Source organism: Diaphorobacter nitroreducens (genome assembly GCF_002214645.1).
Taxonomy (GTDB): domain Bacteria; phylum Pseudomonadota; class Gammaproteobacteria; order Burkholderiales; family Burkholderiaceae_C; genus Diaphorobacter; species Diaphorobacter nitroreducens.
The window spans coordinates 1,128,504-1,155,078 of sequence record NZ_CP016278.1 but is presented as its reverse complement, the minus strand read 5'-3'; the positions used below and the strand labels follow the sequence as shown (position 1 = coordinate 1,155,078).

25 protein-coding genes and 1 tRNA gene are annotated in these 26,575 nt (G+C 66.4%); 8 read left to right on the top strand and 18 right to left on the bottom strand.

The window, feature by feature from the left end:
• Positions 1–54 precede the first annotated feature (54 nt).
• Complete coding sequence (locus tag BA022_RS05405) at positions 55–645, bottom strand: hypothetical protein (protein WP_011805219.1); 591 nt, start codon at positions 643–645, stop codon at positions 55–57.
• A gap of 712 nt (positions 646–1,357) precedes the next feature.
• Between BA022_RS05405 and BA022_RS05400 the strand changes: the two genes are divergently transcribed.
• Both BA022_RS05400 and BA022_RS05395 read left to right on the top strand, forming a co-directional pair.
• Positions 1,358–2,071 carry a response regulator transcription factor gene (locus BA022_RS05400; protein ID WP_162844542.1) on the top strand — a complete coding sequence of 238 codons (714 nt, stop codon included), beginning with the start codon at positions 1,358–1,360 and terminating at the stop codon, positions 2,069–2,071.
• Positions 2,072–2,134: 63 nt separating this feature from the next.
• Positions 2,135–2,968 carry a sensor histidine kinase gene (locus BA022_RS05395; RefSeq protein WP_088886802.1) on the top strand — a complete coding sequence of 278 codons (834 nt, stop codon included), beginning with the start codon at positions 2,135–2,137 and terminating at the stop codon, positions 2,966–2,968.
• A gap of 89 nt (positions 2,969–3,057) precedes the next feature.
• Here the strand turns inward: BA022_RS05395 and BA022_RS05390 are convergent, their stop codons facing one another.
• Positions 3,058–5,343 carry an AsmA family protein gene (locus tag BA022_RS05390; RefSeq protein ID WP_088886801.1) on the bottom strand — a complete coding sequence of 762 codons (2,286 nt, stop codon included), beginning with the start codon at positions 5,341–5,343 and terminating at the stop codon, positions 3,058–3,060.
• 241 nt (positions 5,344–5,584) lie between these two features.
• Between BA022_RS05390 and BA022_RS05385 the strand changes: the two genes are divergently transcribed.
• The 3 genes from BA022_RS05385 to BA022_RS05375 all read left to right on the top strand — a co-directional run bounded on the left by BA022_RS05385 (position 5,585) and on the right by BA022_RS05375 (position 7,133).
• The gene (locus BA022_RS05385) at positions 5,585–5,815 is read left to right on the top strand and encodes a hypothetical protein (protein WP_041839010.1); all 231 of its coding nucleotides are present in this window, start codon (positions 5,585–5,587) and stop codon (positions 5,813–5,815) included.
• A gap of 17 nt (positions 5,816–5,832) precedes the next feature.
• On the top strand, positions 5,833–6,096 hold the full coding sequence (locus BA022_RS05380) for a hypothetical protein (RefSeq protein ID WP_088886799.1): 264 nt from the start codon (positions 5,833–5,835) through the stop codon (positions 6,094–6,096).
• Between the two features lie 122 nt (positions 6,097–6,218).
• Positions 6,219–7,133 carry a pseudouridine synthase gene (locus tag BA022_RS05375; RefSeq protein WP_088886798.1) on the top strand — a complete coding sequence of 305 codons (915 nt, stop codon included), beginning with the start codon at positions 6,219–6,221 and terminating at the stop codon, positions 7,131–7,133.
• A gap of 68 nt (positions 7,134–7,201) precedes the next feature.
• On the opposite strand, the gene BA022_RS05370 is transcribed toward BA022_RS05375, so the two are convergent.
• Positions 7,202–7,275: transfer RNA gene (locus BA022_RS05370), tRNA-Gly, on the bottom strand.
• 168 nt (positions 7,276–7,443) lie between these two features.
• Entirely contained in the window at positions 7,444–8,934 is a 1,491-nt protein-coding gene (locus BA022_RS05365) for an NAD-dependent succinate-semialdehyde dehydrogenase (RefSeq protein ID WP_088886797.1), read from the bottom strand.
• A gap of 144 nt (positions 8,935–9,078) precedes the next feature.
• Between BA022_RS05365 and alaS the strand changes: the two genes are divergently transcribed.
• A complete protein-coding gene (gene alaS / locus BA022_RS05360) occupies positions 9,079–11,703 on the top strand; it encodes an alanine--tRNA ligase (RefSeq protein ID WP_088886796.1) in 2,625 nt (874 codons plus the stop codon).
• A 146-nt stretch (positions 11,704–11,849) separates the two neighbouring features.
• On the opposite strand, the gene BA022_RS05355 is transcribed toward alaS, so the two are convergent.
• The 5 genes from BA022_RS05355 to BA022_RS05335 all read right to left on the bottom strand — a co-directional run bounded on the left by BA022_RS05355 (position 11,850) and on the right by BA022_RS05335 (position 16,733).
• A complete protein-coding gene (locus BA022_RS05355) occupies positions 11,850–12,854 on the bottom strand; it encodes a GGDEF domain-containing protein (RefSeq protein ID WP_088886795.1) in 1,005 nt (334 codons plus the stop codon).
• Positions 12,855–12,874: 20 nt separating this feature from the next.
• Entirely contained in the window at positions 12,875–13,657 is a 783-nt protein-coding gene (trmB, locus tag BA022_RS05350; protein ID WP_187306020.1) for a tRNA (guanosine(46)-N7)-methyltransferase TrmB, read from the bottom strand.
• The gene (gene gluQRS, locus BA022_RS05345) at positions 13,627–14,598 is read right to left on the bottom strand and encodes a tRNA glutamyl-Q(34) synthetase GluQRS (RefSeq protein ID WP_088886794.1); all 972 of its coding nucleotides are present in this window, start codon (positions 14,596–14,598) and stop codon (positions 13,627–13,629) included. The genes trmB and gluQRS overlap by 31 nt, the downstream gene beginning before the upstream one ends.
• On the bottom strand, positions 14,595–15,698 hold the full coding sequence (locus BA022_RS05340) for an NAD(P)/FAD-dependent oxidoreductase (protein ID WP_088886793.1): 1,104 nt from the start codon (positions 15,696–15,698) through the stop codon (positions 14,595–14,597). Before BA022_RS05340 ends, gluQRS begins: the two co-directional genes overlap by 4 nt.
• A gap of 96 nt (positions 15,699–15,794) precedes the next feature.
• Positions 15,795–16,733 (bottom strand): LysR family transcriptional regulator, encoded by a 939-nt coding sequence (locus tag BA022_RS05335; protein WP_088886792.1) that lies wholly within the window; start codon positions 16,731–16,733, stop codon positions 15,795–15,797.
• Between the two features lie 117 nt (positions 16,734–16,850).
• Here BA022_RS05335 and BA022_RS05330 point away from each other — a divergent pair, with 117 nt between their 5' ends.
• Complete coding sequence (locus tag BA022_RS05330) at positions 16,851–17,552, top strand: pirin family protein (RefSeq protein WP_088886791.1); 702 nt, start codon at positions 16,851–16,853, stop codon at positions 17,550–17,552.
• 36 nt (positions 17,553–17,588) lie between these two features.
• Positions 17,589–18,002: a DoxX family protein gene (locus BA022_RS05325; RefSeq protein WP_088886790.1), complete on the top strand. Its 414-nt coding sequence runs from the start codon at positions 17,589–17,591 to the stop codon at positions 18,000–18,002.
• A gap of 71 nt (positions 18,003–18,073) precedes the next feature.
• On the opposite strand, the gene BA022_RS05320 is transcribed toward BA022_RS05325, so the two are convergent.
• The 9 genes from BA022_RS05320 to BA022_RS05280 all read right to left on the bottom strand — a co-directional run bounded on the left by BA022_RS05320 (position 18,074) and on the right by BA022_RS05280 (position 26,477).
• On the bottom strand, positions 18,074–18,814 hold the full coding sequence (locus BA022_RS05320; protein WP_011805231.1) for an arginyltransferase: 741 nt from the start codon (positions 18,812–18,814) through the stop codon (positions 18,074–18,076).
• Positions 18,811–19,563, bottom strand: coding sequence for a leucyl/phenylalanyl-tRNA--protein transferase (gene aat, locus BA022_RS05315; protein ID WP_088886789.1), 753 nt, complete (start codon positions 19,561–19,563; stop codon positions 18,811–18,813). The genes BA022_RS05320 and aat overlap by 4 nt, the downstream gene beginning before the upstream one ends.
• Before the next feature lie 50 nt (positions 19,564–19,613).
• Positions 19,614–20,042: a VOC family protein gene (locus tag BA022_RS05310; protein ID WP_041836282.1), complete on the bottom strand. Its 429-nt coding sequence runs from the start codon at positions 20,040–20,042 to the stop codon at positions 19,614–19,616.
• Between the two features lie 89 nt (positions 20,043–20,131).
• Positions 20,132–21,469 (bottom strand): enolase C-terminal domain-like protein, encoded by a 1,338-nt coding sequence (locus tag BA022_RS05305; RefSeq protein ID WP_088886788.1) that lies wholly within the window; start codon positions 21,467–21,469, stop codon positions 20,132–20,134.
• Positions 21,470–21,512: 43 nt separating this feature from the next.
• Positions 21,513–22,499 (bottom strand): 2-hydroxyacid dehydrogenase, encoded by a 987-nt coding sequence (locus BA022_RS05300; RefSeq protein ID WP_088886787.1) that lies wholly within the window; start codon positions 22,497–22,499, stop codon positions 21,513–21,515.
• Positions 22,500–22,567: 68 nt separating this feature from the next.
• Entirely contained in the window at positions 22,568–23,521 is a 954-nt protein-coding gene (locus BA022_RS05295) for a Bug family tripartite tricarboxylate transporter substrate binding protein (RefSeq protein WP_011805236.1), read from the bottom strand.
• A 69-nt stretch (positions 23,522–23,590) separates the two neighbouring features.
• Positions 23,591–24,502: a 5-dehydro-4-deoxyglucarate dehydratase gene (gene kdgD / locus BA022_RS05290; protein ID WP_011805237.1), complete on the bottom strand. Its 912-nt coding sequence runs from the start codon at positions 24,500–24,502 to the stop codon at positions 23,591–23,593.
• An 87-nt stretch (positions 24,503–24,589) separates the two neighbouring features.
• Complete coding sequence (locus BA022_RS05285) at positions 24,590–25,558, bottom strand: Bug family tripartite tricarboxylate transporter substrate binding protein (protein ID WP_088886786.1); 969 nt, start codon at positions 25,556–25,558, stop codon at positions 24,590–24,592.
• Between the two features lie 112 nt (positions 25,559–25,670).
• Entirely contained in the window at positions 25,671–26,477 is an 807-nt protein-coding gene (locus tag BA022_RS05280) for a FadR/GntR family transcriptional regulator (protein WP_088888518.1), read from the bottom strand.
• Between the last annotated feature and the right edge of the window lie 98 nt (positions 26,478–26,575).

The following is a 26,575-nucleotide window of genomic DNA, read 5'->3' as shown; positions in this document are numbered from 1 at the left end:
CAAGCAACCTGCACAAAAAGCGCCAGGCCTTCAGTAGGCCCGGCGCTCGCGGACTCACCAGTTGGGGCGATAGCAGTTGCCGCCGGGGCAGGGATCCTCGGCGCAAGCGTCATTGGAGGAGATGTTCTGCACCGCGAACGAGTGCGAGCCCTTGGCCTGGTTGACTGCGCTGCCACCGATGAAATTGGCCGTCTGGGTAGAAGCTGCCGCTACCACCACATGCCCGTAGTTGGAGGCGACGTTCTGGGTGGCGTGTGCATCGCTGCCGTCAGCCAGGTTGCTCAGCACGGCACCCAGGCTGTTCACCGTCTGGTTGGAAGCAGCGCGGATTTCCACCTTGCCGTTGTTGCTGGCAAGGTTCTGGCGGGCAAGGGCGTCGTCACCCTTGGCTTCGTTGGTCACGGCACCCAGGCCCAAATTGGCGGTCTGTGTAGACGAGCCCCCAGCAAAGACCTGCACGGGGCCGGCGTTGGAGGCAATGTTTTGCAATGCCTCGTTGTGTGCGCCGGACGTATTGGAGATGGCGGTGCCGACCGAGTTGGTCATTTGCACGGACGGCCCATTCAGGGTGATGGTGCTGGGCGGTTGCACTGCCATGGCAGCAGTCGCGACGGCACTCAACGCAAAAAATGCAAGAACTTTCATGACTGTCTCTCCTATAACGTGTCAAAAAGACCGCGCCCTCCGGTGGCTTGGGTTATGACCGGTGTCACGGCTACATCGACAAGAAGAAAGACCGCGCCCGACCCGAGGAGGAATGCCGGAGGCCGCCCGTCTTTTTGTCTGGCTCCAGTTTCCGCAGGGGGGCCTCCGGCATCCATCTCCCATCGCGGGTAGCCAAAGAAGGGGGCGCTCTGACAGCACTGGAAATGCGTGCGTCGGAGAGGAAAGAGGGCCAAGAGGGGCGCTGAAAAGGACCGGCGCAGGGGTGTTTCTCAGGTAGTGTCATTCGGTAACAACCGAATCGCTGCGGATGGGATGTGTTTATTACCAGTCAGGGCCGGATCGGGCGGGACTGCAAAAAACGGCTGGCACGCCTGCATATTCTTTCGCAGGGAAAATTTCCCATTAATGCGTTTGAGCGAGGTTTATCCCTTATCTGCGTTAGTTTCAAAATGTGAGTCAGGTAACTCACGAAGAAATTACGAATATCTCCGGATGTTTCGGTGTAATTTGTTTTCCTGTGAGGAAAGCACCCAAAGCGTTGGGATGATCTTTCCGTGGTTACGGTGTGCAAACGCTGAGGGGCCGCCAACAGGCGCCCCCGTCTGGAGACTTCTTTATGCTGCCCGTCAACGATCCTCCTGGTGCAATGGCCGCTCCGCGGGGGACGTCTGTCACCCCAGGCCAATTCGCCATGCACCAGAATCCGCCCTCCATCTGGCCGGACTTTCTGGCGGGGCAGCTAGAAAAGCCTGTGCGCGTTTTGCTGGTGGATGACGATGCGCACATGCGGCGCGTCATCGCGCAAGAGTTGATGAGCGACCAGCGTACGCTGCTGGTGGCGCAGGCCACCAGCGTGCGCGAGGGCCGCAAGGCCATCAAGCAGCATGAGTTCGATGTGATGCTCGTGGACCTGAACCTCGGCGATGGCGAGGGCTTCATGCTGATCGACTACATGAAGTCGGTGCGCCCCACGGCCGAGGCCATCGTCATCTCCATCATGCAGAACGATGAGCAGGTGCTGCACGCCTTCGAGTTGGGTGCCACGGGCTATCTCGTCAAGAACTCATGGTTCGGCAGCTATCCGCAGGCGGTACTGCAGGTAGCCAACGGCGGTGCTTCCATCACCCCCAACCTTGCGCGCCGCCTGCTGCAGCGGTTTGACCCGAGCGGCGCCGCCGCCCCGCACGCCCAGCGGCGCGTGGAGCAGGAAACCGAGCGCCTGTCCCAGCGCGAGAAAGAAGTGCTGCGCATGGTGGCCAGCGGTTACACCAGCGCCGAGATCGGCAACCGGCTGTTCATCAGCAGCCTGACCGTGAACACGCACATCAAGAACATCTACCGCAAGCTGCAGGTGCGCACGCGGGCGCAGGCCGTGCGCTTCGCGTCACTGCGCGGGCTGTTCTGAAAGAAGAGCCGCCTGGGCGCAAAAACGTCCGTCGCACCTGCTGCAGGGATGAGGGAGATTTCCATGTTTCGCACCCGTCCGCCGGCCTTTGCCATCGCCTGCGTTGCTGTCTGGTTGCTTGCCATGTCCGTCGATACCCTGCTGCTGGCCTCTGCGGAGCAACTGAGTCTGCAGGCGCAGTTGCGCTGGAAGCTGCTGGGCCTGGGGGCTCTGGTAGTGCTGGGCATCTTGCTGATCGTGCAGTTGCCGCGCGCACTGCAGTGGCGCCCACGGCGCAGCATCCGGCCCAGCCCTGACGTGAAGCGCGAGCGCGAACGCATTGCACGCAACCTCCACGACCAGGTGGGGTCCCAACTTGTCAACGCCATCGCCCTGGTGGACGAGCGGGATCCCGAACACGGGACGCTGATGCAGTCGCTGGAGTTGTGCCTGCTGGACCTGCGTCTGTTGGTGGATTCGATGGACGGCGAGGACGATTCCCTGGCGGACCGGCTCGCGCGGCTGCGCCACCGCATCCAGCCTGCGCTGGACCGGCGCGGCATCGCGCTGCACTGGGAGATTGCGCCACACGATGAACTGGCCCTGCCAGGAGGCAAGGTGGCGCGGGAGATAGCCGCCATCGTCCAGGAAGCCGTGAGCAATGTGCTGCAGCATGCGGACGCCACGGCGCTCGTGATCCGCCTGCACTCCGTGCAAACGCTGCAGGGCAGGGCATGGCAGTTGCAGGTGGCAGACAACGGCGCAGGGCTGCCGAGCGGCGAGCCCGCGTGCCACAGTCTGGGACGCGGCATTGACAGCATGCGCTCGCGTGCGGCGGCGGTGGCGGGCTGGCTGGAGCTGTTGCCGCAAGAAGGCCGCGGTCTGTGTGTGCAACTCACGGTTCCGGCCGTGCAGTGAGCACGACCAGTGCGTGCCCCAGGCCGCACACCCAGAAAACTATTAAAACAATAGCTGTTGACGCTGTATTGGCGAGCCTTGTGGCTACTTTAACGTTGAGCGCGCGAGGCGGGCTTGGCCGGCGCAGATGCCGGTGACGCGCCGGCCTTGGCCAAAAGTGCAGCGCAGTGCGCGTCGTCCTCCGCGGCGGGCACGGTAATCGGCAGCAGCGCCAGCGCCGCGGGCGCCGTGAGGGCGGCAGCCACCGCCGCCCCCGCGCGCAGCAGCAGCGGCCCGGGTTCTACCCCCACCTGCGGATCTGCGAAGGTGCCGCGCACATACAACGGCGTGCGCAGTGAGAAGAATTTCCACTTCAGCGAATCGGGCGTGATGCGCAGGTTGAGCAGTTCGTCGCCGAGGTCCACCGTGCCCTTGGCTTCGACGATGGCCTCCTCGGTGTTGAGCTTGACGGTGCGCGTGCTGGCCACGCCACCTTGTACGTCCAGGTTGGCCACGGCGCAGCGCAGCTTGACCTCCTTGTCGTCGCCGAACAGTTTGGAGACGATGACGCTGCCCAGGTTGAGCGCCGCCAGATCCAGCAATTCCTTGCTCAGCGTGCCGTCGCGGATGTACAGCCGCATTTCGCCCCCGCTGGTACTCAGCATGCGCGCCACCGACTGCCCCTGGCCGGTCAGCGCCAGAGCGCCGTCCAGCCGCCCCAGGCTCTTTTGCATGCGCTCCACCTTGGGAAAGAGAGCCGACAGCTGCAGGCCCTGGACCGAACCCTGCAACTGCACCTGCAGCGGATCGGTGCGGCTGTCCAGCAGCACGTTGGAGTCGATGCGGCCGTGGGCCACGCCAAAGCGCAGCGGTGTCAGGCGCAGCTGGCGGTCTTCCAGCACCGCGCGCACGCTCAGGTTGTCCAGTGGCAGGCTGTCGGGGCGCACCACCTTCTGCCCGGCAAATGCCAGGTCCAGATCCATGGCGCCCCAGCGGTCGGTGGCGAAGCGGGCATCGGGCAGCACCTTGCCGGGGCGGCGCGAGGTGCCTTTCTCCTGCGCGCGCACGCCGCTGGGCGCGCCCAGGACCGGGCCCAGATCCGCCAGGCGCAGTTGCTTGGACGTCATATGGCCCTGCAGCTTGGGACGGGGCTCGCCGCCTGTGTAGGTCAGGCTGCCGTGCAGGTCGCTGCTGCCAACGGTGCCGTTGAAGTCGCGGTATTCCCACACCGCTTTGGCCGGTGCCAGGTTGCCGAGCAGGCGCCCCTCGACCTGGAACGGCGGCGTGTTGGGCAGCACCAGGCCGGTCAGTTCATACAGGTCCGCCATGCTGGGCGCCTTCACGAACACCTGCAGATCCATGCCCGAAAGCTTGGCGGGATTGTTGAGCACGCCTTCCACCCGCGTCTGCACGCTGCCCGAGCGCGCGGAAAAGCGCAGCGGATAGCGCGCGGCCTGCTGGCGCAGCGACAGCACCGGTCCTGCCAGTCCTTCTCCGGTGATGCGCGCCTTGCGGTAGGTGCCCTGCAGCGCGATCTTCATGCCGTACTTGCCTTCGGCCTGCGGTGCACCAGTGGGCAGGGTGTCGATGCGGGCACGCAGCGCCAAATCCTTCAGGCCATCGGCATAGCCCAACCAGCCGCCGCGCACGACGAGCTGGTTCAAGCGCAGATCCCAAGGGTTGTCCTCGGCAGTGCTCTCTCGGGAATGGGAGCGCGTGAAGGTCCAGTTGTTGCGCCCGTCCTGTTTGCGTGCCAGCACGATGTCGGGCGCCGTCAGTACGACTGTGTCCAGCAGCAGCGTGCGGGACAGCAGCGGCAGCAGGCGCAATGTGGCGCTGGCGCTGGCGATGGTGCCCATGCCCGTGGGCGGGCGTGCCGGAGCATTCGCTTGGGTATCCCCCACCTCCAGCGCGACGGCGCGGGCGACGTCGGACGCCGCCGAACCCGCAGATGCAGGCGCTGCTGCCGCCGTGGGCGCGTCGGCATCACCTGCGGGCGCGGCTGGCTCGGGGCGCGGGGGAAGGGCGGGCAGTTGGTCCGTGCCTTTGCCCGGCGCTTCCGGTACCTCAAAGCCCTCCGGGTTGCTCAGGGAGAGCTGCTGGGCACGCACGGTCACACCGGGTACCCAACGGCGCCAGCCTTCTTCCAGCGGTTGGGGCCAGTGCCACTCCGCCGACAGATCGCCATCGATGGAGAAGGTGCGCCCCGTGGCCTCGCTCACCTTGTCGTTCACCCAGGGTTTGGCGCGGTTCCAGTCCCAATTCACCAGTACCACGGCGAACAGCGCCAGGGCCGCCACCACTGCGCCTATCGTGCCCAGCGTCCAGCGCAGCACGCGCTGGCGCGTGGAACGGTGGGGGAGGGAGGCGGCGGTGGGCGTGTTCTCAGGGGGCATGGCAAAGGCGCCGCAAGCTGGCCAAACGGGTGTGCCTTGCCGCAGGGCGCGGAGTGGTGTTTGAAGCCATGCTAGTGCGAACATCCTCGCGCTGGGCCGTGCGTACGGCGATTGCCGGGCTTGTCCTACAGTCCACCCATAGGACGCCGCCGGGGCGTGCATGCGCCTTTGGCCTACGTTGAACCACAGCTGTTGCTTCAAGAATGGCGCCATTGCATTCACTTACACCAAGGCGCTCCTCATGCAAACGACCGACGCACTCACCCAGGAAACGATCTTCGGCGTGGCCGACAGCGTGACCTATTCCGGCATGCTGTGCCTGGCGCCGGATGGCCGCCGCTACTTTTACGCCCATGCCCAGGTGGATGGACGCACGCTGCCCCTGCCGCATGACCACTGGACCTCGCGCGATGCCGCGGTGCGCGGCCTGGCGGCCATCGCATCGGGCGAGAGCAAGCCCGCGGTCGCATGACACCGGAGCCCCCCGCGATGGATGCAACGCCTACGCTGCCCCAGGTCCTGGAAGAGGGTTATCGCGGCTTCCTGATCCGCATTCCTATTCCTGAGGCCACGCCTGCCGCTGCCGGCACGCCGGTCCAGGTCAGCGTGGCGGCTATCTCGCAACACGCGATAGCCCATATGGACGCCATACGGTGGGCGCCCGTGGAAGGATCGGAGGGCGATCTGCACACGCTCGCACGGATCAAGCAAGCCATCGACGAGGCGTTGGATGGCGTGGATCGCGCGTCGTGATCGTCGGTTTGCAACCCAAGACAAAATAGCCTCTAGCGCTTTACCATCAAGCGCTATTAGCTATCAAAACAATAGTATTGTTGCATGGAGCGGGAGCCTGGGGCCCCTACAATCGCGGCCCCATGCACAACAGCCACGATCCCCGGGTCCTGCCCATGCGCGACGGCGTCAACCCCAGTTGCGTGGTTCTGCCCTCGGCGGGGCAGGGGCTTCTGGTGGACTTCCTCGCACAGCGCCTGCCCGCCGTGTCGCGCGAGGACTGGCTGCGCCGCCTGCGCGCGAGCGAAGTGGTGGACGAGTTCGGCGCGGCCGCCACGGAGCGCAGCGCGTTCACGCCGGGCGTACGCTACTACTACTACCGCGAACTACCGCCCGAGCCCGAGTTGCCGTTCCACGAAACCGTGCTCTACCAGGACGCGCACATCCTCGTGGCAGACAAGCCCCACTTCCTGCCCGTGGTGCCCGCGGGCCGCTATCTGCAGCAGACCCTGCTGGTGCGCTTGAAGCGCCGGCTGGGCCTGAGCGAGTTGTCCCCTGTGCACCGCATCGACCGCGACACGGCAGGCCTGGTGCTGTTTTCCGTGCAGCGGGCAACGCGCGGCACCTACCAGGCCCTTTTTCGCGACAGACGGGTGCACAAGGTCTATGAGGCCGTCGCACCGTGGCGTGCCGACCTGCCGCTGCCGTGCATCCATGAAAGCCGGCTGGAGGAAAGCGGCCATTTTTTTCGCATGCACGAGGTGCCCGGCACGCCCAACGCGCGCACGCACATCGACATGTTGGAGGTTGCGGCACCCTGGGCGCGCTACCGGCTGGAGCCCATCACTGGAAAGCGCCACCAGTTGCGCGTGCACATGGCCGCGCTGGGCCTGCCGCTGCGCGGCGATGCGTTCTACCCGGAGGTGAACGACCCGCCGGAAGGGGACTATTCCAACCCGCTGCAACTGCTGGCGCGCACGCTTGCCTTTACCGATCCCCTCAGCGGAGAGGCGCGGCGGTTTGACAGCCGGCTGAAACTGCGTCCGCTGACGGATTAGCGTGTGGGAAAGTGGGGGGAGGGGAGAGCAGCCGGAAGGCCGCGTTGCAGCACGCCTTGCCGGAATGCTGGAGCGGGCGATGGGAATCGAACCCACGTCTTGAGCTTGGGAAGCTCAGGTCCTACCATTGAACGACGCCCGCAAAGTCGGTGGATTCTAGCGCACTGCCGCGTGCTTTCCGGGCAACCGTGCGATCTGCGCCGGCCGACGACCAGCCTGTCCTGCCGGTACATAGGTTCGTGGGCATTTCTGGCCATCGGACAATAGGAGCAAGCGCTGGCAGCTACGAAAAAAGAAGCAAAGGTGCTCTCTACTTCTGGATATCGCCCACGCAGAGGTATTTGATCTCCACATAGTCGTCCATGCCGTAGTGGGAGCCCTCGCGCCCCAGGCCCGACTGCTTGACGCCGCCGAAGGGCACATGCTCGGTCGCGAGAATGCCGACGTTCACACCCACCATGCCATATTCCAGCGCCTCGCCCACTCGGAAGATGCGGCCCACGTCGCGGCTGTAGAAGTAGCTGGCCAAGCCAAACTCGGTGGTGTTGGCGGCAGCGATGGCTTCCTGCTCGGTCTCGAACCTGAAGACCGGCGCCAGCGGGCCGAAGGTTTCCTCGCGCGCGCACAGCATTCCAGCGGTGGCGTTGGCGAGCACCGTGGGCTCAAAGAACTGGCCCGCGCCCAGTTCCGCCAGGTGCTTTCCGCCCGTTACGACGCTGGCGCCCTTGGCGATGGCGTCGTTCAGGTGGCGCTGTACCTTGTCCACCGCCGCGGGTTCGATCAACGGGCCCTGGTTCACGCCGTCCTCGAAGCCATTGCCGACCTTCGCGGTTTTTACGCGGGCGGCAAACTTGGCGACGAAGGCGTCGTACACCCCCGCCTGCACATAGAAGCGGTTGGTGCACACGCAGGTCTGCCCAGCATTGCGGTATTTGCTGGCAAAGGCGCCTTCCACGGCGGAATCGAGGTCGGCATCGTCGAACACGATGAACGGCGCATTGCCGCCCAGCTCCAGGCTCAGCTTCTTCACCGTGGGCGCGCACTGGGCCATGAGGATGCGCCCGACCTCCGTCGAGCCGGTGAACGACAGGTGGCGCACGACGTCGCTTGCGCACAGCACCTTGCCGATGGCGATGGAGTTCTCCGCATCGGCCGTCAGCACGCTCAGCACGCCGGGGGGAATGCCCGCGCGCAACGCCAGCTCGGCCGCGGCAAGGGCGGTGAGGGGCGTGAGCTCGGCCGGCTTGATGACCACCGGACAGCCCGCCGCGAGCGCCGGCGCCACCTTGCGCGTGATCATCGCCAAGGGGAAGTTCCACGGCGTGATCGCCGCGCACACGCCGATGGGCTGCTTGAGCACCAACAGGCGGCGGTTGTTGTCGAACTGCGGCAGGGTCTCGCCGTTCACGCGCTTGGCCTCCTCGGCAAACCACTCGACGAAGCTGGCGCCATAGGCCACCTCGCCCTTGGCCTCGGGCAAGGGCTTGCCTTGTTCCGCCGTCATGAGCCGGCCCAGGTCGTCCTGGTGCTGCATGAGCAGGTCAAACCACTGGCGCAGGATGGTGCTGCGCTCCTTGGCCGTCTTGGCCTTCCATGCGGGCCATGCTTCGTTGGCGGCGGCGATAGCCAGCTCGGCTTCCTTGGCCCCCAGGTTGGCCACATCGGCCAACTTCAGGCCGGTGGCCGGGTCGTGCACGGCAAAGCGTGCGCCGCCTGCGAACCACTGGCCTCCCAGCAGGGCGTCGGTCTTGAGCAGGCTCGGATCCTTGAGCAGGGAAAGGGGTGATGTCTTCATGTCCATGGGGTGGCTCCTGGAAGGCCGCGGCGGGCAGGGCAAAGGGGCAGGATAGCGCCGTGTGTGCGCAAGGGTGAAATCTATAATGGCAGGTTGGTCACGACGGGATGCCTTGCGCTGCCATACCCGCCCACGAACCCCATACACACCATGAGCACACCCACTTTCTCCGTTGCAGACATTCGCAAGACCTTCCTGGACTTCTTCGCCGCCAAGGGGCATACCGTGGTGGCGTCCAGTCCGCTGGTGCCGGGCAACGACCCCACGCTGATGTTCACCAACTCGGGCATGGTGCAGTTCAAGGATGTGTTCCTGGGTACGGACAAGCGCCCCTATGTGCGCGCCACATCGGTGCAGACCTGCCTGCGCGCCGGCGGCAAGCACAACGACCTGGAGAACGTGGGCTACACCGCGCGCCACCACACGTTTTTCGAGATGCTGGGCAACTGGAGCTTTGGCGACTACTTCAAGCGCGAGTCGCTCAAGTGGGCCTGGGAGCTGCTGACCGAGGTCTACAAGCTGCCTCCCGAGCGCTTGCTGGCCACGGTCTACGCCGAGGACGACGAGGCCTACGACATCTGGACCAAAGAAATCGGCCTGCCGCCCGAGCGTGTGATCCGCATCGGCGACAACAAGGGCGGCCGCTACAAGAGCGACAACTTCTGGATGATGGCCGACACCGGCCCCTGCGGCCCGTGCTCGGAGATCTTCTACGACCACGGCGAGCACATTGCCGGCGGCCCCCCCGGCAGCCCGGATGAGGACGGCGACCGCTTCATCGAAATCTGGAACAACGTGTTCATGCAGTTCGACATGGACGAGCAAGGCAACGTCAAGCCGCTGCCCGCACCCTGCGTGGACACCGGCATGGGCCTGGAGCGCCTGGCCGCCATCCTGCAGCACGTGCACAGCAACTACGAGATCGACCTGTTCGACGCGCTGATCAAGGCCGCGGCGCGCGAAACAGGCACAAGCGACCTGACCAACCCGTCGCTCAAGGTCATCGCCGACCACATCCGCGCCACCGCCTTCCTGGTCGCCGACGGTGTCATCCCCAGCAACGAGGGCCGCGGCTACGTGCAGCGCCGCATCGTGCGCCGCGCCATTCGCCACGGCTACAAGCTGGGTCGCAAGACGCCGTTCTTCCACAAGCTGGTGCAAGACCTGGTGCAGCAGATGGGCGATGCCTACCCCAAGATCCGCGAGCAACAGGCGCGCATCACGGATGTGCTGCGGGTAGAAGAGGAACGCTTCTTCGAGACCCTGGCGCACGGCATGGAGATTCTGGACAGCGCTTTGGCTGGCGGCGCCAAGACGCTGCCGGGCGACGTGGCGTTCAAGCTGCACGACACCTATGGCTTCCCGCTGGACCTGACGAATGACGTGTGCCGCGAACGGGGCGTCAACGTGGACGAAGCGGGCTTTGCCACCGCCATGGAACACCAGAAGAGCACTGCCCGCGCCGCAGGCAAGTTCAAGATGGACCGCGCGCTGGAATACACCGGCGCGGCCAACCAGTTCACGGGTTACGAGCAACTGGCCGAAAGTGCCAAGATCGTCGCGCTGTACGTGGACGGCACCAGCACCGCAGCCCTGCACGCGGGCCAGAGCGGCGTGGTGGTGCTGGACCGCACGCCGTTCTATGCCGAAAGCGGCGGCCAGGTGGGCGACCAAGGCACCATCGGCGCTGGCTCGGCGTGCTTCACCGTGGCCGACACGCAGAAAATCAAGGCCGACGTCTACGGCCACCACGGCACGCTGGAAGCCGGCACGCTGAATGTGGGCGACACGGTGCAGGCGCAGGTGGACCTGCAACTGCGCGCGGCCACCATGCGCAACCACTCGGTCACCCACCTCATGCACAAGGCGCTGCGCGAGGTGCTAGGGGACCACGTGCAGCAAAAGGGCAGCCTGGTGAACGCCGAGCGCACGCGCTTTGACTTCGCGCACAACGCGCCGCTGACGGCCGCGCAGATTCGCGAGATCGAACGCCTGGTGAATGCCGAAGTGCTGGCCAATACCGACACCAACGCGCGCCTGATGGACATCGAAAGCGCGCAGAAAACGGGCGCCATGATGTTGTTCGGCGAGAAGTACGGCGAGAGTGTGCGTGTGCTGGACATCGGCACCAGCCGCGAGCTGTGCGGCGGCACGCACGTGCGCCGCACGGGCGACATCGGCCTGTTCAAGGTGGTGGCTGAGGGCGGCGTGGCCGCGGGCGTGCGCCGCATCGAGGCGGTGACCGGCGAGAACGCGCTGGCCTACCTGCAGTCGCTGGAGTCCACGGTGGACCAGGCTGCAGCCGCCCTGAAGGCGCCCCCCGCGGAGCTGACCGCCCGCATTGGCGGTGCGCTCGATCAAATCAAGACGCTCGAGAAGGAACTGGCTGCACTCAAGGGCAAGCTGGCTTCCAGCCAGGGCGACGAGCTGGCCGGCCAGGCCGTGGACGTCAAGGGCCTCAAGGTGCTGGCGGCCCGGCTGGAAGGCGCGGACGCCAAGACCCTGCGCGAGACCATGGACAAGCTCAAGGACAAGCTCAAGACGGCGGCCATCGTGCTGGCGGCCGTCGATGGCGACAAGGTGCAGCTGGCGGCTGGCGTGACGGCCGACAGCATCGGCCGTGTCAAGGCCGGGGATCTGGTGAACTTCGTGGCGGCCCAGGTGGGTGGCAAAGGGGGCGGCAAACCCGACATGGCCATGGCCGGCGGCACAAACGCGGCGGCGCTGCCGCAGGCGCTGGCAGCCGTGCAGGGCTGGGTGGGCGAGCGCATCTGACGACGGCCTGGGCCCCCAGACGGGGCAGGGCGCACGTGCGGACATGTTGCACCCGCGTGGGCGGTGGTGGCCTGCGCCGCGGTTACACCGGACCCAGGGGGCTAGGCAAAAGACGGCAGGCACAGCGCCGTCTGCCGGCAAATGAGCTAGAACAGCTCCACTTCGTCGTGCGCCACCTTGATCTGCAAGGCGCCACTGTCGACCAGATCTTCATAGAAGCAGACCTGGTTGCGTCCATGTTCTTTTGCATAGTAGAGCGCCTGGTCCGCGCGCCCCAGGATCTCCACCGGCGAGCCCTGTTGCGTGGCCGCGAAGCCGATGCTCACGGTGATGTGTCCGATCTGCGGGAACACATGCGTCTGCACGGCCGCGCGCAACCGCTCCAGCGCCTGGCGCGCCTGCGCCAGCGTGAGGGAACGCAGCAGCACCACGAACTCCTCTCCGCCGAAGCGGAAGATGCTGTCCTGGCTCTGGAACTGCGTGCGCAGGCGGTTGGCCACCAGGATCAGCACCTCATCGCCATAGAGGTGTCCAAAGCGGTCATTGACCGACTTGAAATGGTCGATGTCGATCACCGCCAGCCATTGGCGCACGGTGTCTTCGCCCTCGCCTGGGCTGGCGGGTGCGCCGGTCTGTCGTGAGAACTGCTCCTCGAAGGTCTTGCGGTTCAGCAGCCCGGTGAGCGCGTCCCGCTCGCTGTAATCCAGCAGGCTCTGGTAGTTTTGGTAGACCAGGAACACGCCCATGATCACGTCGCGCTGGTGACGCGTGAAGCGGCGGGACTGGGTGATTTCCAGGCACGCCGTGGGGCGCCCGCCCAGCCACATGGGCAGCCAGAGCGTGTGGCGCTGCTCGGAGGCACGCGCGGCGCTCTCGCCCTGGGTGGCGATGCAGTGGGCCAGTTCAGGCTCTTGCGCCAGCGGGATGCGCTGGGGATCCGAAGCAGCGTCGTACTCACTGGAGACTAACTGCCCTTCGTGGCTCCAGCTGCGCGGGCGCAGCATCAGGACTTCGTCCTGCGTGAACAGCTCCAGCGCCCGCACCTGCACGATATGGCCCAGCTTGAGCAGCGTGGACAGCACCGAGACCTCCAGGCGCAGGTGGTCCCGGTGGGCGGTCATTTCGGCCAGGTTCTGGAGGATGGGCTTCATCGGGAAACGGGAATAGACGCTCAGCGGCGCGTGAACACCAGGTCCCACACGCCATGGCCGAGCCGCATGCCGCGGTTCTCGAACTTGGTCAGGGGGCGATAGTCCGGCTGCGGAGCATAGCCCTCGGCGGTGTTGGACAGCAAGGGTTCGGCCGACAACACCTCCAGCATCTGCTCCGCATACGGCTGCCAGTCGGTCGCACAGTGGATGTAGCCCCCCGGCTTCAGGCGTGCCGCCAGCTGCGCCACCAGCGGCGGCTGGATCAGGCGGCGCTTGTTGTGGCGCTTCTTGTGCCAGGGGTCGGGAAAGAAGATATGCACGCCGTCGAGCGATCCGGGCGCCAGCATGTGCTCCAGCACCTCGACGGCGTCGTGCTGCAGGATGCGGATGTTGTGGATGTCCTGCTCGCCGATGCGCTTGAGCAGCGCGCCCACGCCGGGCTCATGCACCTCGCAGCACAGAAAGTTGTCTTGCGGGCGCACGCGCGCGATGTGAGCCGTGGCCTCGCCCATGCCGAAGCCAATCTCCAGCACCAGCGGCGCGCTGCGGCCGAAGGCCGCAGTGGCGTCCAGCAGGGCGGGCGCATAGTCCAGCACGTAGCGCGGGCCCAGCTCTTCCAGCGCCTTGGCCTGGCCGGTGGTGGTGCGGCCGGCGCGGCGCACATAGCTTTTGATGCCCTTGGGATGGGCGACGTCCGCCGGGGCGCTGCCTGCGGCACCGGGCATGGGGGAGGCCGCGGGGGCCTGCGGGTCTTGCGAAGAAAGCGTTTGAGTCACAGCGGCGAATTGTAGGTTCCAGGCCATGCCTTGACCCAGAATGCGAGCGCATCGGCGATGCCTGCTATGCCTGTAGGTGACGGCAGTCCCAGTACCTGGGCTGCATTTGTCAAAGCCTGCAGCGGCTGGCTGTCGTCGATGGGGGGAGCGCCATGTTGTTTGGAGAGCTTCTCGCCATCCGCCGCACGTACCAGGGGCGTATGCAGGTACTGCGGCGTGGGCACGCCCAATGCGGACTGCAGCAGGATCTGGCGCGGCGTGTTGTCGGCCAGGTCTTCGCCGCGTACCACATGGGTGACGCCCTGGTCGGCGTCGTCGACCACGACCGCAAGCTGGTAGGCCCACAGGCCATCTGCACGCCGCAGCACGAAGTCGCCCACTTGCCGCGCCACATCCTGAAACTGCGGGCCCAGGCGCCGATCGGTCCAGGAGACCCCGGAACTTGCTATTGAATAAATAGCTGTTTGCGCTTGCTGGATGGGCGCTGGAGGCATTTTTGATTGATACCTCTGGGTATGGAAGCGCCAGGCACGCGGCGTGCGTCCACCCAGGCCGTCGCGGCAGGTGCCAGGGTAGGGGCGTTCCACATGGCGTTCATGCACTAGGCCTTGCGCCTGCAAGGCGGCTTCGATGTCGCGGCGCGTGCATGCGCATGGGTAGGCCAGGCCGGCGTGGAGCAGCCCATCCAGCGCCTGCTGGTAGCGGGGGCCACGGGTGGATTGGTGCAGCGGCTGCTCGTCGGGCAGCAGGCCGCAGCGGGCCAGCTGCGCCAGAATGCGCTCGTCGGCGCCGGGCACGCAGCGCGGCGGGTCCACGTCTTCGATGCGCACCAACCAGCGCCCGCCGCGTCCTCCAAGGGCCGCGCGCGCGTCCAGCCAGCTGGCCAGGGCGGCGACGAGCGAGCCCGCGTGCAGCGGGCCGGTCGGGGAGGGGGCAAAGCGGCCGACGTAGCCCGCGGCCGCCGTCATGCAGCGGTGAGCGCGAGCTCCAGGCCCGAGACGAAAGCGTCTTCCAGCCGGTGCCCCAGGCACCAATCGCCGCAAACGCCTAGGCCCAGGGAGGCGTCCCACAGAAAGCTCTGGCCCAAGGGCTTTTGCGTCTGCGCGTGGCGCCAGCGCCGCATCTCGGCATGCGTGGGCGTGGCGCGTATGCCGGTGACTTCGGCAAACGCCTTGATGAGCTTGGCCTGCACGCGGGGGGCCTCGTCGTTCAGGTGCTCCAGCGACCAGGCGGGACTGGCCTGCACCGTCCAGCGCTCGATCTGTGTCCGGCCGGGCTTGCTGGACTCACGGGCCAGCCAGGCAATGCGGTGGTGCGTACTGCGTGCGGCGTTCCACTGCGGGCCAAGCGTGGTCAGCCCGGGGCGCACGGCCTGCGCAAAGGCCAGCATCAAGGTCCAGCAGGGCGCGATGTCCACGCCGGCCAGGGCATCGTCCCACGGCGTGGAAACGCCGGACTGCTGCAGCAGCGCCCGCGACAGCGGTGCGGGCTGGGCCAGTACCACGCCATCGAAACCCGCATACACCTGCGATCCCCCATCCAGCGTCTCGGTGCGCAGCTGCCAGGCCGTGGGTCGCATCGCGTCGCGCTCGATGTGCGTGACGGCCGTGCGCGTGTGCAGGTGGCCTTCGCGCGCCAGTGGTGCCGCCCAGGCCTGGACCAGCGCATCCATGGCGGGGGCCGCCACCCAGTGCGCTTCACCGGGCGGTGGCGCGGCGGTGGCGACGCGCCCGGCGGCGTCCAGCACGCGGATGGTGGTGGCGCTCCAGGCGCGGCACAGGCCGGAAACAGTGTCCAGCGCCCGCTGAAAGCGTGCGTCGCGTACCGTGAAGTACTGCGCGCCCGAATCAAAACTGCCAAAGGGCGACGCCAGCGCCGCCGTGCGCCCGCCGGGCTGCGGCGCCTTCTCGAAGACGGTGACCATGTGGCCCGCCTGGGCCAGGGTGCGGGCGCAGGCCACGCCGGCCATGCCGGCACCCACCACGGCAAAGCGCCGCGCGGCGCCCAGGGGCGCGACCTGCTGGCCTTGTTTCAGTCGATCGCTGGAGCGGGAGGAAAAGCGGGTCATGGCAGGCCTTCGATGACGTCGGAAATGGGCTGGTGCAGTGCTGGTAATTAGCGCAGCGCTAGTGTTGACTCTACACGCGCCGCGCGGCCCACGCATTCAGAACTGGTGGTGGTTTTCCAGCAGCGCACGGCGTGTGGCGTCACTTTGCAGTTGCGACAGCCACCACTGCAGCGCGCGGCCTGGCGCAGCGTGCCCGGGGCCACCCCATTGGTAGCTCAGGCGCACGTTGCGCGCGGGGCGCGCCACCTGCCGCTCGACCAGATGGCCGGCTTCGAGGTACGGACGCACCATGGGCTCGGGCAGAAAGCCCCCGCCCAGGCCGCGCAACTGTGCGTGGATCTTGGCGCGCATGTTGTCCACGGTGAGGACGTCCTGCCCCGCGAGGATGCCCATGGTCACGTTGCTGCGCCGTGCCGAGTCGGCCACGGCGATCGCGCGGTGTTCGCGCAGCGTGGTGTCGCTGATGGGCTCGGTCACCTTGGCCAGTGGGTGATGGGGCGCCACGACGAAGATGAAACGCACCTCGCCCAGCGGGGCGGATTGCAGCCCGGCGACGTTGGAGGCACCCACGGCCACGCCGATGGCCAGGTCTGCTTGGCCCGACGTCAGCGCTTCGGCCGTGCCGCCGAGGATGCCGTCGCGCCACTTCACGCGCGTGGGTGGACCGAGGGCGTAGAACGCCTCCACCAGCTCCAGCATGGTGGTGGGCGAGATGACGCCGTCCACCGACAGCGTGAGCTGCGGCTCCCAGCCCGTGGCCACGCGGCGCACGCGGTTGGCGATGGCGTCCACGTCCTCCAGCAAGCGCTTGCCTTCGCGCAGCAGCTCCATGCCGGCATCGGTGGGCCGTGCGTGGCGGGCGCTGCGGTCGAACAGCAGCACGTCCAGCGCATCCTCGATCTGGCGCACACGGTAGGTCAGAGCGCTGGGCACCACGCCGAGCTGGCGTGCCGCCGCGGCAAAGCTGCCCGTCTCCGCAATGCTCTGCAGCATAGCCAAGTTTTCAGGGGTCAGGGCATCGCGGGTGTTTTGCATGATCGACGGCCTCTTCGTTCAATGAGTTTGAATGATGCCTTCAAGCCCGCTGTCCCTGCAAGTGCGCTGCGCGACCTACAGTTCTCTCCAACGCAACGCATTTCGAGGAGCGACCCCATGCTGACCCTTCGCAAATCGCAAGATCGCGGCCACGCAGACCACGGCTGGCTCCATTCGTACCACAGCTTCTCGTTCGCGGGCTACTACGACCCGCGCCACATGGGCTGGGGCAACCTGCGCGTCATCAACGAGGACCGCATCGCGCCGGGCACGGGCTTCGGCACCCATGGCCACCGCGACATGGAGATCATCAGCTACGTGCTGTCTGGCGAACTGGCGCACCAGGACAGCATGGGCAACGTCAAGGGCATTCCGCCCGGCGACGTGCAGCGCATGAGCGCCGGCACGGGTGTGATGCACAGCGAGTTCAACCACGCCGAGGGCCAGCAGACGCACTTTCTGCAGATCTGGATCGAGCCCAATGTGCGCGGCATCGCGCCGAGCTATGAGCAAAAGCGCTTTCCCGACGCCGACAAGCGCGGCCAGTTGCGTCGCGTGGCCTCGCCCGACGGCGCGCAAGGCTCGGTCACGATCCATGCCGACGCCACGCTGTACGCGGGCCTGTTCGACGGTGCTGAGGCGGCGGAGCTGCCCATTGCCGCAGGGCGCAAAGCCTACGTTCACCTGATCCGCGGTACGCTGCAGGTCAACGGACAGCATCTGAGCGGGGGCGACGCGGCCCTGCTGGATAACGAAAGCAGCGTGACCCTGTCCGGGGGAAGCGATGCCGAAGTTCTGGTTTTTGATCTCGCCGCGTGAAGTCTGCCCATCCACTTCAACCCTAGGAGTTCCGCCATGTTTGCTACCCTGCAAAACCCTCTGGCCCTGGTGGGCCGCATCCTCATCGCCCTGTTGTTCATCCCTGCGGGGTTCGGCAAGATCAGCGGCTTTGCCGGCACCGTGGGCTACGCCACGTCCGTGGGCATGCCCATGCCCACCGTGGCCGTTGCCGTCGGTCTGTTGATTGAACTACTGGGCGGCCTGGCACTGCTCTTCGGGTTCGGAACACGCATCGCTGCGCTGGCGCTGGCCGTGTTCACGCTGGCGGCCAGTTTCTTCTTCCACGCCTACTGGGCTCTGCCGGCGGACCAGCAGATGATGCAGCAGCTGTTGTTCTTCAAGAACGTTGCCGTGACGGGCGGCCTGCTGGCATTCGCCGCCTTCGGTGCCGGGGCATGGAGCGTGGACGGCGCACGGTCCGGGCGCTGATCGCTATTAAAAAAGAAGCTGCTTGCGCTTGATGGATGGGCCTTGGAGGTCGATATGACCTGCAAGGTCCATCAACTTTTGGAACGCTGCCAACGGCCGTCGATGCGCAGCTCATGCGGCATGAAGCGCGCCTTGTAGTTCATCTTCGGGCTCTGCTCGATCCAGTAACCCAGGTAGACATACGGCAGGCCCAGCGTGCGCGCCTGCTGTACCTGCCACAGCACGTTGTAGGTGCCGTAGCTTGCGCCCGGCTCGGGCTCGTAAAAGGTGTAGACGGCGGAGAGGCCGTCCTCCAGCACATCCAGGATGGACACCATCTTCAGTGTCCCCGGCTGGCCGTCGGCCCCGGTCTCACGGAACTCCACCAGCCGCGAATTGACCCGGCTTTGCAGCAGGAACTGCGTGTACTGGTCGATGCTGTCTTGGTCCATGCCGCCCCCGGCGTGGCGTGCGTTCTGGTAGCGCAGGTAGAGCTGGTAATGCTCGGGCAGGTAGCACAGGCGCAGCACCCGCGCCTGCAGGCCGGCGTGGCGCTTCCAGGCACGGCGCTGGCTGCGGTCGGGCTTGAATGGATCAACCACCACGCGCAGCGGCGTGCAGGCCTGGCAGCCGTCGCAGTAGGGGCGGTAGGTGAACATGCCGCTGCGCCGAAAGCCCCGCGCCACGAGGCCCGAATACACATCGTTCTGAATCAGGTGACTGGGCGTCGCCACCTGCGAGCGCGCCTGCCGCTCGGGTAGGTAGCTGCACGGGTAGGGTGCCGTGGCGTAGAACTGCAGGCTTTGCAGCGGAAGATCGTTGAGTTGGGTCACGCCGCTGAGGGGTTGGGCAAAAGCTCGGTCCAGTATACGGGCTCGAATTTCCAGGTGCAGGCAGGGTCTTGCCGCGCTCGCGCCACGTGATTCAGGAACTGCGAACGTTCCATCTCCCGGGCGCCCAGCGAGGCCAGATGACCCGTGTTCTGCTGGCAGTCGATCAACCGAACCCCCTCGCGCCGGCACAGGCATACCAGCGCCGCCAGGGCGATCTTGGAAGCATCGGTCGCGTGCGCGAACATCGATTCGCCAAACACGGCCCGTCCTAGCGCCACGCAATAAAGCCCCCCCACCAGTTGCCCATTCACCCAGGTTTCCACGCTATGGGCATGGCCAGCAGCATGCAGCGCCTCATACGCGGCAACCATGGAGGGCACGATCCAGGTGCCGGACTGCCCGGCCCGCGGCTTGTTGGCGCAGGCGTGGATCACGGCGGAAAAGTCGCTGTCGATGCGCACCTCGCGACCGGGCGTGGCGCGAAAGCGCTGCAGCACGCGGCGCAGCGAGCGGTGCAGACGGAATTCCTGCACATGCAGCACCATGCGCGGGTCCGGGCTCCACCACAGGATGGGCTGGCCGGTGCTGAACCACGGAAAGACACCCTGGGCATAGGCCTGCACCAGGCGGGGCACCCCCAGCGTGCCGCCCGCGGCCAGCAGGCCGGGCGCGGGAGAGTCCGCGCCCCAGGCACCGTCGGTGGGTGGAAAAGGATCGTCGGGTTCCAGCCAGGGAAGCGATGTGGTCATGCAGGCAATCAAGGGCGCGCGTGGAGCGCGATTGTCGCCCGCCCGCGTGCTCAGAACGTGATCAGGACGGAGGACGCGCTGCGCTGGTGTGCGCCATGGAATACCGCCTCGATGTTGTTGCCGTCCGGGTCCAGCGCAAAGGCGGCGTAGTAGCCCGGGTGGTAGGACCGCTCGCCCGGGGCGCCGTTGTCGCGCCCGCCATGCGCCAGCGCCGCGCGGTGGAAGGCATCCACCATCTCGCGGTCTTTCGCCTGGAAGGCGAGGTGGTGCCGCCCCGTGAGGTGGCCATTGGCGGCGGGGCTGCTGGCCGTGGATACGAACAGCTCGTCGGCCCAGAAGTAGCTGTCGGTCTGGCCCCCCAGGGGGATTTGCAGCGCGCCCAACACCGCCTCATAGAACCGCAGGCTGGCGGGCAGGTCGCGCACCACCAGCTGGATATGGTCGATGAGGCGGCCGCGGTGCAGTTGCTGTGCTTCCATCATGGCGCTCCTTTCCTGTCGTGGCGGAATACCGCGCGACCCAGCGCGCGGTGCGTCCGGCCATTCTAGGCAGGGGCGCATGACGGCATTCAGCGCACCATGCAGGGCCGCTTGGGGTCGAACTGCCAGCCCGGAATCAGGCTTTGCATGCCGATGGCGTCGTCGCGCGCGCCCAGGCCGTGTTCCTGGTACAGCGCATGCGCGCGCTGCAGTGCGGCGCGGTCCACCGTCACGCCCAGGCCCGGGGTCTTGGGCACGTCGACGAAGCCGCCACGGATCTGCAGTGGGTTCTGGGTGAGGAACTGCCCGTCCTGCCAGATCCAGTGCGTGTCGATGGCCGTGACCTTGCCCGGAACGGCGGCCGCCACGTGGGTGAACATGGCCAGCGAGATGTCGAAGTGGTTGTTGGAGTGCGACCCCCAGGTCAGGCCCCAGTCGCGGCAGGTCTGGCCCACGCGCACGGAGCCGGCCATGGTCCAGAAGTGCGGGTCGGCCAGCGGGATGTCCACGGACTGCAGCGACAGGGCATGCACCATCTGTCGCCAGTCGGTGGCGACCATGTTGGTGGCCGTGGGCAGGCCGGTGGCACGGCGGAATTCGGCCATGACCTCGCGGCCCGAGAAACCCCCTTCGGCGCCGCAAGGGTCTTCGGCATAGGCCAGCACGCCGCGCATGTCACGCATCAGGCGGATGGCGTCCTTGAGCAGCCAGCCGCCGTTGGGGTCCAGCGTGACGCGCGCCTGCGGAAAACGTTGAGCCAGTGCAGTGACGGCTTCGATCTCCTGCTCGCCGGCCAGCACGCCGCCCTTGAGCTTGAAGTCGTTGAAGCCGTAGCGCGCGTGCGCGGCTTCGGCCTGGCGCACGATGGCGTCCGGCGTCATGGCCTCCATGTGGCGTACCTGGTGCCAATCGTCGGTGCCTGAACGGTCCTCTCCCGCCTGCACGTAGGGCTTACCGGTCTTGTGCGACGGCCCCACGAAGAACAGGTAGCCCAGCATCTCCACGCGCTCGCGCTGCTGGCCTTCACCCAGGAGCGCCGCCACGGGCACGCCCAGGTGCTGGCCCTGCAGGTCCAGCAGTGCGGATTCGATGGCCGTCGCGGCGTGCACGCCAATGCGCAGGTCGAAGGTCTGCAGGCCGCGCCCACCAGGGTCACGCCCTTCCAGCGTCTTTTGCACCTGCTGCAGCAACTGCAGGCGCTCACCAATGGAGCGGCCGATGAGCACGCCACGACTGTCCTCCAGCGCCCGGCGGATGCCTTCGCCACCGGGGACTTCCCCCACGCCGGTGCGACCCGCGCTGTCATGAATCAGCACCACGTTGCGTGTGAAGAAGGGCGCGTGCGCGCCGCTGAGGTTCATCAACATGCCGTCGCGCCCGGCGACGGGGATGACTTCGATCTCGGTGATGGTGGGAGTCTGTGACATGGTTCAGGGGGGCAGAAAAACGGAAATGAAAACGGCCCGGACGTCAGGCGGAGTGCGCCTGCCGGGCCGCAGCCGCCGACCAGGGCACTTCCTGCACCGGCACGCCCGTGGCAAGGCAGCTGTGCAGGTTTTGCAGCACCAGGTCGGCCATGGCACGGCGGGTCTCCTGGGTGCCGCTGGCGATGTGGGGGGCCAGGACAACGTTGTCCAATGTGAGCAGTGCTGGCAGCGGGTGGGGCTCGTCCTCGAACACGTCCAGACCGGCGCCGGCAATCCGCCGCTGCTGCAGGGCGGCGGCCAGCGCGGCCTCATCCACCACGCTGCCGCGCGCTACGTTGACCAGGAACCCCTGCGGGCCCAACGCGTCCAGCACCTCGGCATTCACCAGGTGGCGCGTGCTGTCTCCGCCCGCAGCGGTGATGACGAGGAAGTCCGCCCAACGCGCCAGCTCCATCAGCGACGGCAGGTACTGATGGGGCGAGCCCTCCACCGGCCGGCGGTTGTGGTAACCCACCTGCATGTCAAAGCCCGCGGCGCGGCGCGCCACGGCAGCGCCGATGCGCCCCATGCCGAAGATGCCCAGGCGCTTGCCGCTGGCGCGCGTGTGCACGCCAAAGCGCTGGCGGCTCCAGTCACCGCGGCGCACGAAGCGGTCGGCCGCGGACAGGCTGCGCGCCGCGTCCAGCAGCAGGGCGAAGGCCATGTCGGCCACGCAGTCGTCCAGCACACCGGGCGTATAGCCCACGCGTGCGCCGCACTCCAGCAGCGCAGCCTGGTCCAGTGCGTCAAAGCCCACGCCAAAGCTGCTGACGAACCGCAGGCGGGGCAGGGCGAGCACCACGTCGCCCGGCAGCCCCATGGCGGCGGAAGTCACCACGCATTCGAAATCTGCGCCGTGTGCGGCCAGGAAGCCGGCCCGGTCTGGCTGCTCGCTGAGCACGGTCACGTCGAACTGGGCGGCCAGTTCGTGGTCCAGTGCGGGCAATGGCATGCGGCCGTACTGGAGGATGCGGGGAGGGCGGTGTGTCATGGGGGCGGCAGAGGCAAGAGGGCGCCCGCACCGGCAACTGCGGCGCGGACGTCGAGAGGGCGTGGCAATCAGTCGATGCTGATTTTGCGGGCTTCGATGAGCGTCTTCCAGCGCGCATATTCGCGCGCCTGGAAGGCCGTGAACTCCTCGGGGGTGTTGGCAACGATCTCCATGCCCTGGTCCGTTAGGCGCTTCTTCAGCGTCGGCTCATTGATGGCCTGGATGGCGGCGTCCGCCAGCTTCTTCTTCACATCCGCGGGCAAGCCCTTGGGCGCGGCCATTCCTTGCCAGGAATAGATCTCGGCCCCCTTCACACCGGCCTCGGCCAGCGTGGGCACGTCGGGCAGAACGGGGGAGCGCTTGTCGCCCGTGACGGCGATGGCCGTCAACTTACCGGCACGGATGTGCGGCAGCACCGCGTTCACGTTCTGGAACGAGAAATCCACCTGTCCACCCAGCAGATCGTTGATGGCCGGTGCGCCACCCTTGTAGGGCACGTGCACGCCCGTGGTGCCGCTTTGCTGCCAGAACAGCTCGGCCGAGAGGTGGTCCGACGAGCCATTGCCAGAGCTGGCAAAGCTGATCTTGCCTGGTTGCGCCTTGAGCGCAGCCACCACCTCGGCCAGCGTACGTGCCTTCTGCGCGGGCGATGCGACGAGCACATTGGGCGCTTGCACGGGCAGGGACAGGTAGTCGAAGTCCTTGACTGCGTCATAGGGCACGTTCTTCACCAGATGCGGCGCGATCACGTAGGGGCCGAGCGAGGCCACGAGCAGCGTGTAGCCGTCTGGCGCGGCGCGCTTGACCGCCGTGGCGCCAATGGTGCCGGTGGCGCCAGGGCGGTTGTCCACCACGAATGCCTGGCCCAGTTTCTCGCCCATGTGCTGGGCCATGGCGCGGGCAATCGTGTCGGTGGAGCCGCCGGGCGGGAACGGTACGACGATGTTCACGCTCTTTTCCGGCCAGGCGGCCACGGCAGACAGGGCCACGCTGGCCGCGAGGGCCACGAGGACTTTTTTCATGGGGTGCTCCTTGGATCTTTATGTGCCGGGATGAGCAGCCCCGCCAACGCTGGGCGGGGCCAAAAGGCATCAGACAGGCTCGACCTTGCGGATCAGTTCGGCCAGCATCTCGATCTCTTCAGCCTGCAAGTCGGCCAGCGGCGCACGCACGGGGCCGGCGGGGTGGCCGACGATCTTGGCGCCGGCTTTGATGATGCTCACCGCGTAGCCGGCGCTGCGGTTGCGGATCTTCAGGTAAGGCATGAAGAAGTCCTTGAGCAACTGGTGTTGCGTGGCCTGGTCGTCGTTCTTCACCGCTTCGTAGAAACGCATGGCCGTCTTCGGGATGAAGTTGAACACGGCGGACGAATACACCGGCGTGCCCAGTGCCTTGTAGGCGGCGGCATAGACCTCGGCCGTGGGCAGGCCGCCCAGGTAGGCCAGGCGGTCGCCCATGGCCAGGAACATGGAGGCCATGCCCTCGATGTCGCCCACGCCATCCTTGAAGCCGACCAGGTTCGGGTTGCGCTCGCACAGGCGGGCAACGGTTTCCGGCGTGTAGCGGGTGATGCCGCGGTTGTAGATGATCACGCCGAAATTCACGCTCTTGCACACGGCTTCCACGTGGGCTGCCAGGCCTTCCTGGCTGGCTTCTGTCATGTAGTGGGGCATGAGCAGGATGCCGTGCGCGCCGGCCTTCTCGGCGGCCTGCGCGCATTCGATGGCAAAGCGCGTGGGGCCGCCCGCACCGGCAATGATGGGCACCTTGCCGCGGCAGGTGTTTACCGCCGTCTGGATGATCTGCGGATATTCGCTGGCCGTGAGCGAGAAGTACTCGCCCGTACCGCCCGCAGCAAACAATGCGCTGGCGCCGAACGGAGCGAGCCACTCCAGGCGCTCGGCATAGCCCTTGGCATTGAAGTCGCCGTTGTCATGGAAGTCGGTGATGGGGAACGACAGCAGGCCGGAACTCATCACGTTCTTCAGGTCTTGGGGAGTCATCTCAGTCTTTCTTTCAAAGCCGCTGCGCGGCAGGTTGGCGACGTGGGGTTAAAGAAGGGAAATCGGGGCGCGGTCAGCGCTGCGCATTCAGTCCAGCTGCAGCTTCTCTTGCTGCACGACCTTGGCCCAACGGGCGCGTTCGCTGGCAAAGAAGCTGTCCACTTCCGACGGGGACAGGGTCACCACTTCGGCGCCCTGGCCCGTGAGGCGTGAGCGCACATCGGGCGTACGGATGGCGGCCACCAGGGCCTCGCCAATGCGCTTGGTGATGGCCGGCGGTGTTCCTGCGGGCAGCATCACGCCTTGCCACGAGCCGGTTTCGAAGCCCGCCACGCCCTGCTCGGCAATGGTGGGAGAGCTGCCGATGAGCGGCATGCGCTCGCGCTTGGACACACCCAGCAGCTTGAGCTTGCCGCTTTGCACATGGGGATAGGTGGCCAGCATGCCGTTCATCAGCACCTGCGTCTGGCCGGCCACCGTGTCCTGCACCGACTGCACGCCGCCCTTGTAGGGCACGTAGACCCACTTGGCGCCCGTGGCGCGGGCCAACTCCACACCCGCCAGGTGCGGTGCGCTGCCGGTGGCCGTGACGGCGAAGTTCAGGTCGCTGGTTTTGGACAGCTCCACCAGTTCCTTCAGGTTGTTGGCCTTGACGGAAGGGTGCACCACCAACAGGTGGGGCGAATACGCCAGCATGGCAGCGCCGCGCAGATCCTTGGACGGATTGAAGGGCAGCTTGGTATAGATTGACGGACTGATGGCCAGCGCGCCCAGATCGCACAACAGCAGCGTGTAGCCGTCAGGCGACGACTTGGCCACGATGTCGGCGCCCAGATTGCCGTTCGCACCGGGCTTGTTCTCGACGATCACCGGCTGCTTGAGCGACTCGGACAACTGCTGGCTGATCGAGCGGGCAATGATGTCCGAACTGCCGCCCGGCGGGTAGGGCACGACGATCTTGAGCGGACGGCTGGGCCAGTTGTCTGCGGCGTGAACTAGGGTGGTGCTGCAGGCCAGCGCGGCGCAGGCGAGGGCAAGGCGGCGGGTCAAAGTCATGCGATGTCTCCTGTGGTTGTGTGGGTTAAGTTATACGTCATCGTACAACATCAACAAAAGAACAACAAACGTTTCAGCGCAAATTTTTCAGTGGATGGCTTGTGAAAGGGGCTCAGGCGGGCAGGGCGGCCGCCGCGGCGGCCGCTTCCTGAGCCTGGCGCAGCCGTTCGCGGCTGTTGGTCAGGTGCACGCGCATGGCCGCGCGGGCGGATTCAGCATCCTTGCGCGCAATCGCCATGTAGATCTCTTCGTGCTCTCGGTTCACGCGCTGCAGGTAGCCGTCATTCGGCGGGGAGCTGCGCGCGGTGCCCACGCGGGTGCGCGGAATCAGCGTGGTGCCCAGGTGGTTCATGATGTCCGCAAAATAGCGGTTACCGGTGGCCTGGGCAATCTGCAGGTGAAAGCGAAAGTCGTGGGCTACCGTGTCTTCGCCCAGTTGCGTGCTCTGCGCAAAGTCATCCAGTGCGGCACGCATGGCCTGCAATTGCCCCTCAGTACGGCGTTGCGCGGCCAGCCCAGCCGACTCGGTCTCCAGGCTGATGCGCAGCTCCAGCACGGCCAGCACGTCCACGGACTCGGCCAACTCGGAGGGGTCCAGGAAGAACATGCCGCCGCTACGGGGTGGCAGTACGAAGGTGCCGATGCCGTGTCGGGTCTCCACCATGCCGGCGGCCTGCAGCTTGGACAGCGCCTCGCGCACAACCGTGCGACTCACATCGTAGCCCTGCACCAGCTCCGATTCCGTGGGCAGCTTGTCGCCTTCGCGCAGCAGGCCTTGGCGAATCTTGCTTTCAAATTCATCGAACAGCACCTTTGCCAGGCTGCGCCCTGCGCTGCGGCCCGCTCTGCCGCGCAGTGAAGAGGCGTGCTGGGCTGCGGACGCGATGGATTCGGGTAATCCCGTGGAGGGCGTGTTCATGGATGTGATCATAATTCGTTGCACGTTATCAGACAACATATCTCTTATTCGAGCCGCACCCTGAAATGCCGGCACGGATGCCCCTCTCAACGCACGAA

What these genes read in the sequence shown, in the direction of transcription:
- BA022_RS05405 (WP_011805219.1), bottom strand. Translation starts at nt 645, where the DNA reads ATGAAAGTTCTTGCATTTTTTGCGTTGAGTGCCGTCGCGACTGCTGCC.
- BA022_RS05400 (WP_162844542.1), top strand. Translation starts at nt 1,358, where the DNA reads ATGCACCAGAATCCGCCCTCCATCTGGCCGGACTTTCTGGCGGGGCAG.
- BA022_RS05395 (WP_088886802.1), top strand. Translation starts at nt 2,135, where the DNA reads ATGTTTCGCACCCGTCCGCCGGCCTTTGCCATCGCCTGCGTTGCTGTC.
- BA022_RS05390 (WP_088886801.1), bottom strand. Translation starts at nt 5,343, where the DNA reads ATGCCCCCTGAGAACACGCCCACCGCCGCCTCCCTCCCCCACCGTTCC.
- BA022_RS05385 (WP_041839010.1), top strand. Translation starts at nt 5,585, where the DNA reads ATGCAAACGACCGACGCACTCACCCAGGAAACGATCTTCGGCGTGGCC.
- BA022_RS05380 (WP_088886799.1), top strand. Translation starts at nt 5,833, where the DNA reads ATGGATGCAACGCCTACGCTGCCCCAGGTCCTGGAAGAGGGTTATCGC.
- BA022_RS05375 (WP_088886798.1), top strand. Translation starts at nt 6,219, where the DNA reads ATGCACAACAGCCACGATCCCCGGGTCCTGCCCATGCGCGACGGCGTC.
- BA022_RS05365 (WP_088886797.1), bottom strand. Translation starts at nt 8,934, where the DNA reads ATGGACATGAAGACATCACCCCTTTCCCTGCTCAAGGATCCGAGCCTG.
- alaS (WP_088886796.1), top strand. Translation starts at nt 9,079, where the DNA reads ATGAGCACACCCACTTTCTCCGTTGCAGACATTCGCAAGACCTTCCTG.
- BA022_RS05355 (WP_088886795.1), bottom strand. Translation starts at nt 12,854, where the DNA reads ATGAAGCCCATCCTCCAGAACCTGGCCGAAATGACCGCCCACCGGGAC.
- trmB (WP_187306020.1), bottom strand. Translation starts at nt 13,657, where the DNA reads ATGGCCTGGAACCTACAATTCGCCGCTGTGACTCAAACGCTTTCTTCG.
- gluQRS (WP_088886794.1), bottom strand. Translation starts at nt 14,598, where the DNA reads ATGACGGCGGCCGCGGGCTACGTCGGCCGCTTTGCCCCCTCCCCGACC.
- BA022_RS05340 (WP_088886793.1), bottom strand. Translation starts at nt 15,698, where the DNA reads ATGACCCGCTTTTCCTCCCGCTCCAGCGATCGACTGAAACAAGGCCAG.
- BA022_RS05335 (WP_088886792.1), bottom strand. Translation starts at nt 16,733, where the DNA reads ATGCAAAACACCCGCGATGCCCTGACCCCTGAAAACTTGGCTATGCTG.
- BA022_RS05330 (WP_088886791.1), top strand. Translation starts at nt 16,851, where the DNA reads ATGCTGACCCTTCGCAAATCGCAAGATCGCGGCCACGCAGACCACGGC.
- BA022_RS05325 (WP_088886790.1), top strand. Translation starts at nt 17,589, where the DNA reads ATGTTTGCTACCCTGCAAAACCCTCTGGCCCTGGTGGGCCGCATCCTC.
- aat (WP_088886789.1), bottom strand. Translation starts at nt 19,563, where the DNA reads ATGACCACATCGCTTCCCTGGCTGGAACCCGACGATCCTTTTCCACCC.
- BA022_RS05310 (WP_041836282.1), bottom strand. Translation starts at nt 20,042, where the DNA reads ATGGAAGCACAGCAACTGCACCGCGGCCGCCTCATCGACCATATCCAG.
- BA022_RS05305 (WP_088886788.1), bottom strand. Translation starts at nt 21,469, where the DNA reads ATGTCACAGACTCCCACCATCACCGAGATCGAAGTCATCCCCGTCGCC.
- BA022_RS05300 (WP_088886787.1), bottom strand. Translation starts at nt 22,499, where the DNA reads ATGACACACCGCCCTCCCCGCATCCTCCAGTACGGCCGCATGCCATTG.
- BA022_RS05295 (WP_011805236.1), bottom strand. Translation starts at nt 23,521, where the DNA reads ATGAAAAAAGTCCTCGTGGCCCTCGCGGCCAGCGTGGCCCTGTCTGCC.
- kdgD (WP_011805237.1), bottom strand. Translation starts at nt 24,502, where the DNA reads ATGACTCCCCAAGACCTGAAGAACGTGATGAGTTCCGGCCTGCTGTCG.
- BA022_RS05285 (WP_088886786.1), bottom strand. Translation starts at nt 25,558, where the DNA reads ATGACTTTGACCCGCCGCCTTGCCCTCGCCTGCGCCGCGCTGGCCTGC.
- BA022_RS05280 (WP_088888518.1), bottom strand. Translation starts at nt 26,477, where the DNA reads ATGAACACGCCCTCCACGGGATTACCCGAATCCATCGCGTCCGCAGCC.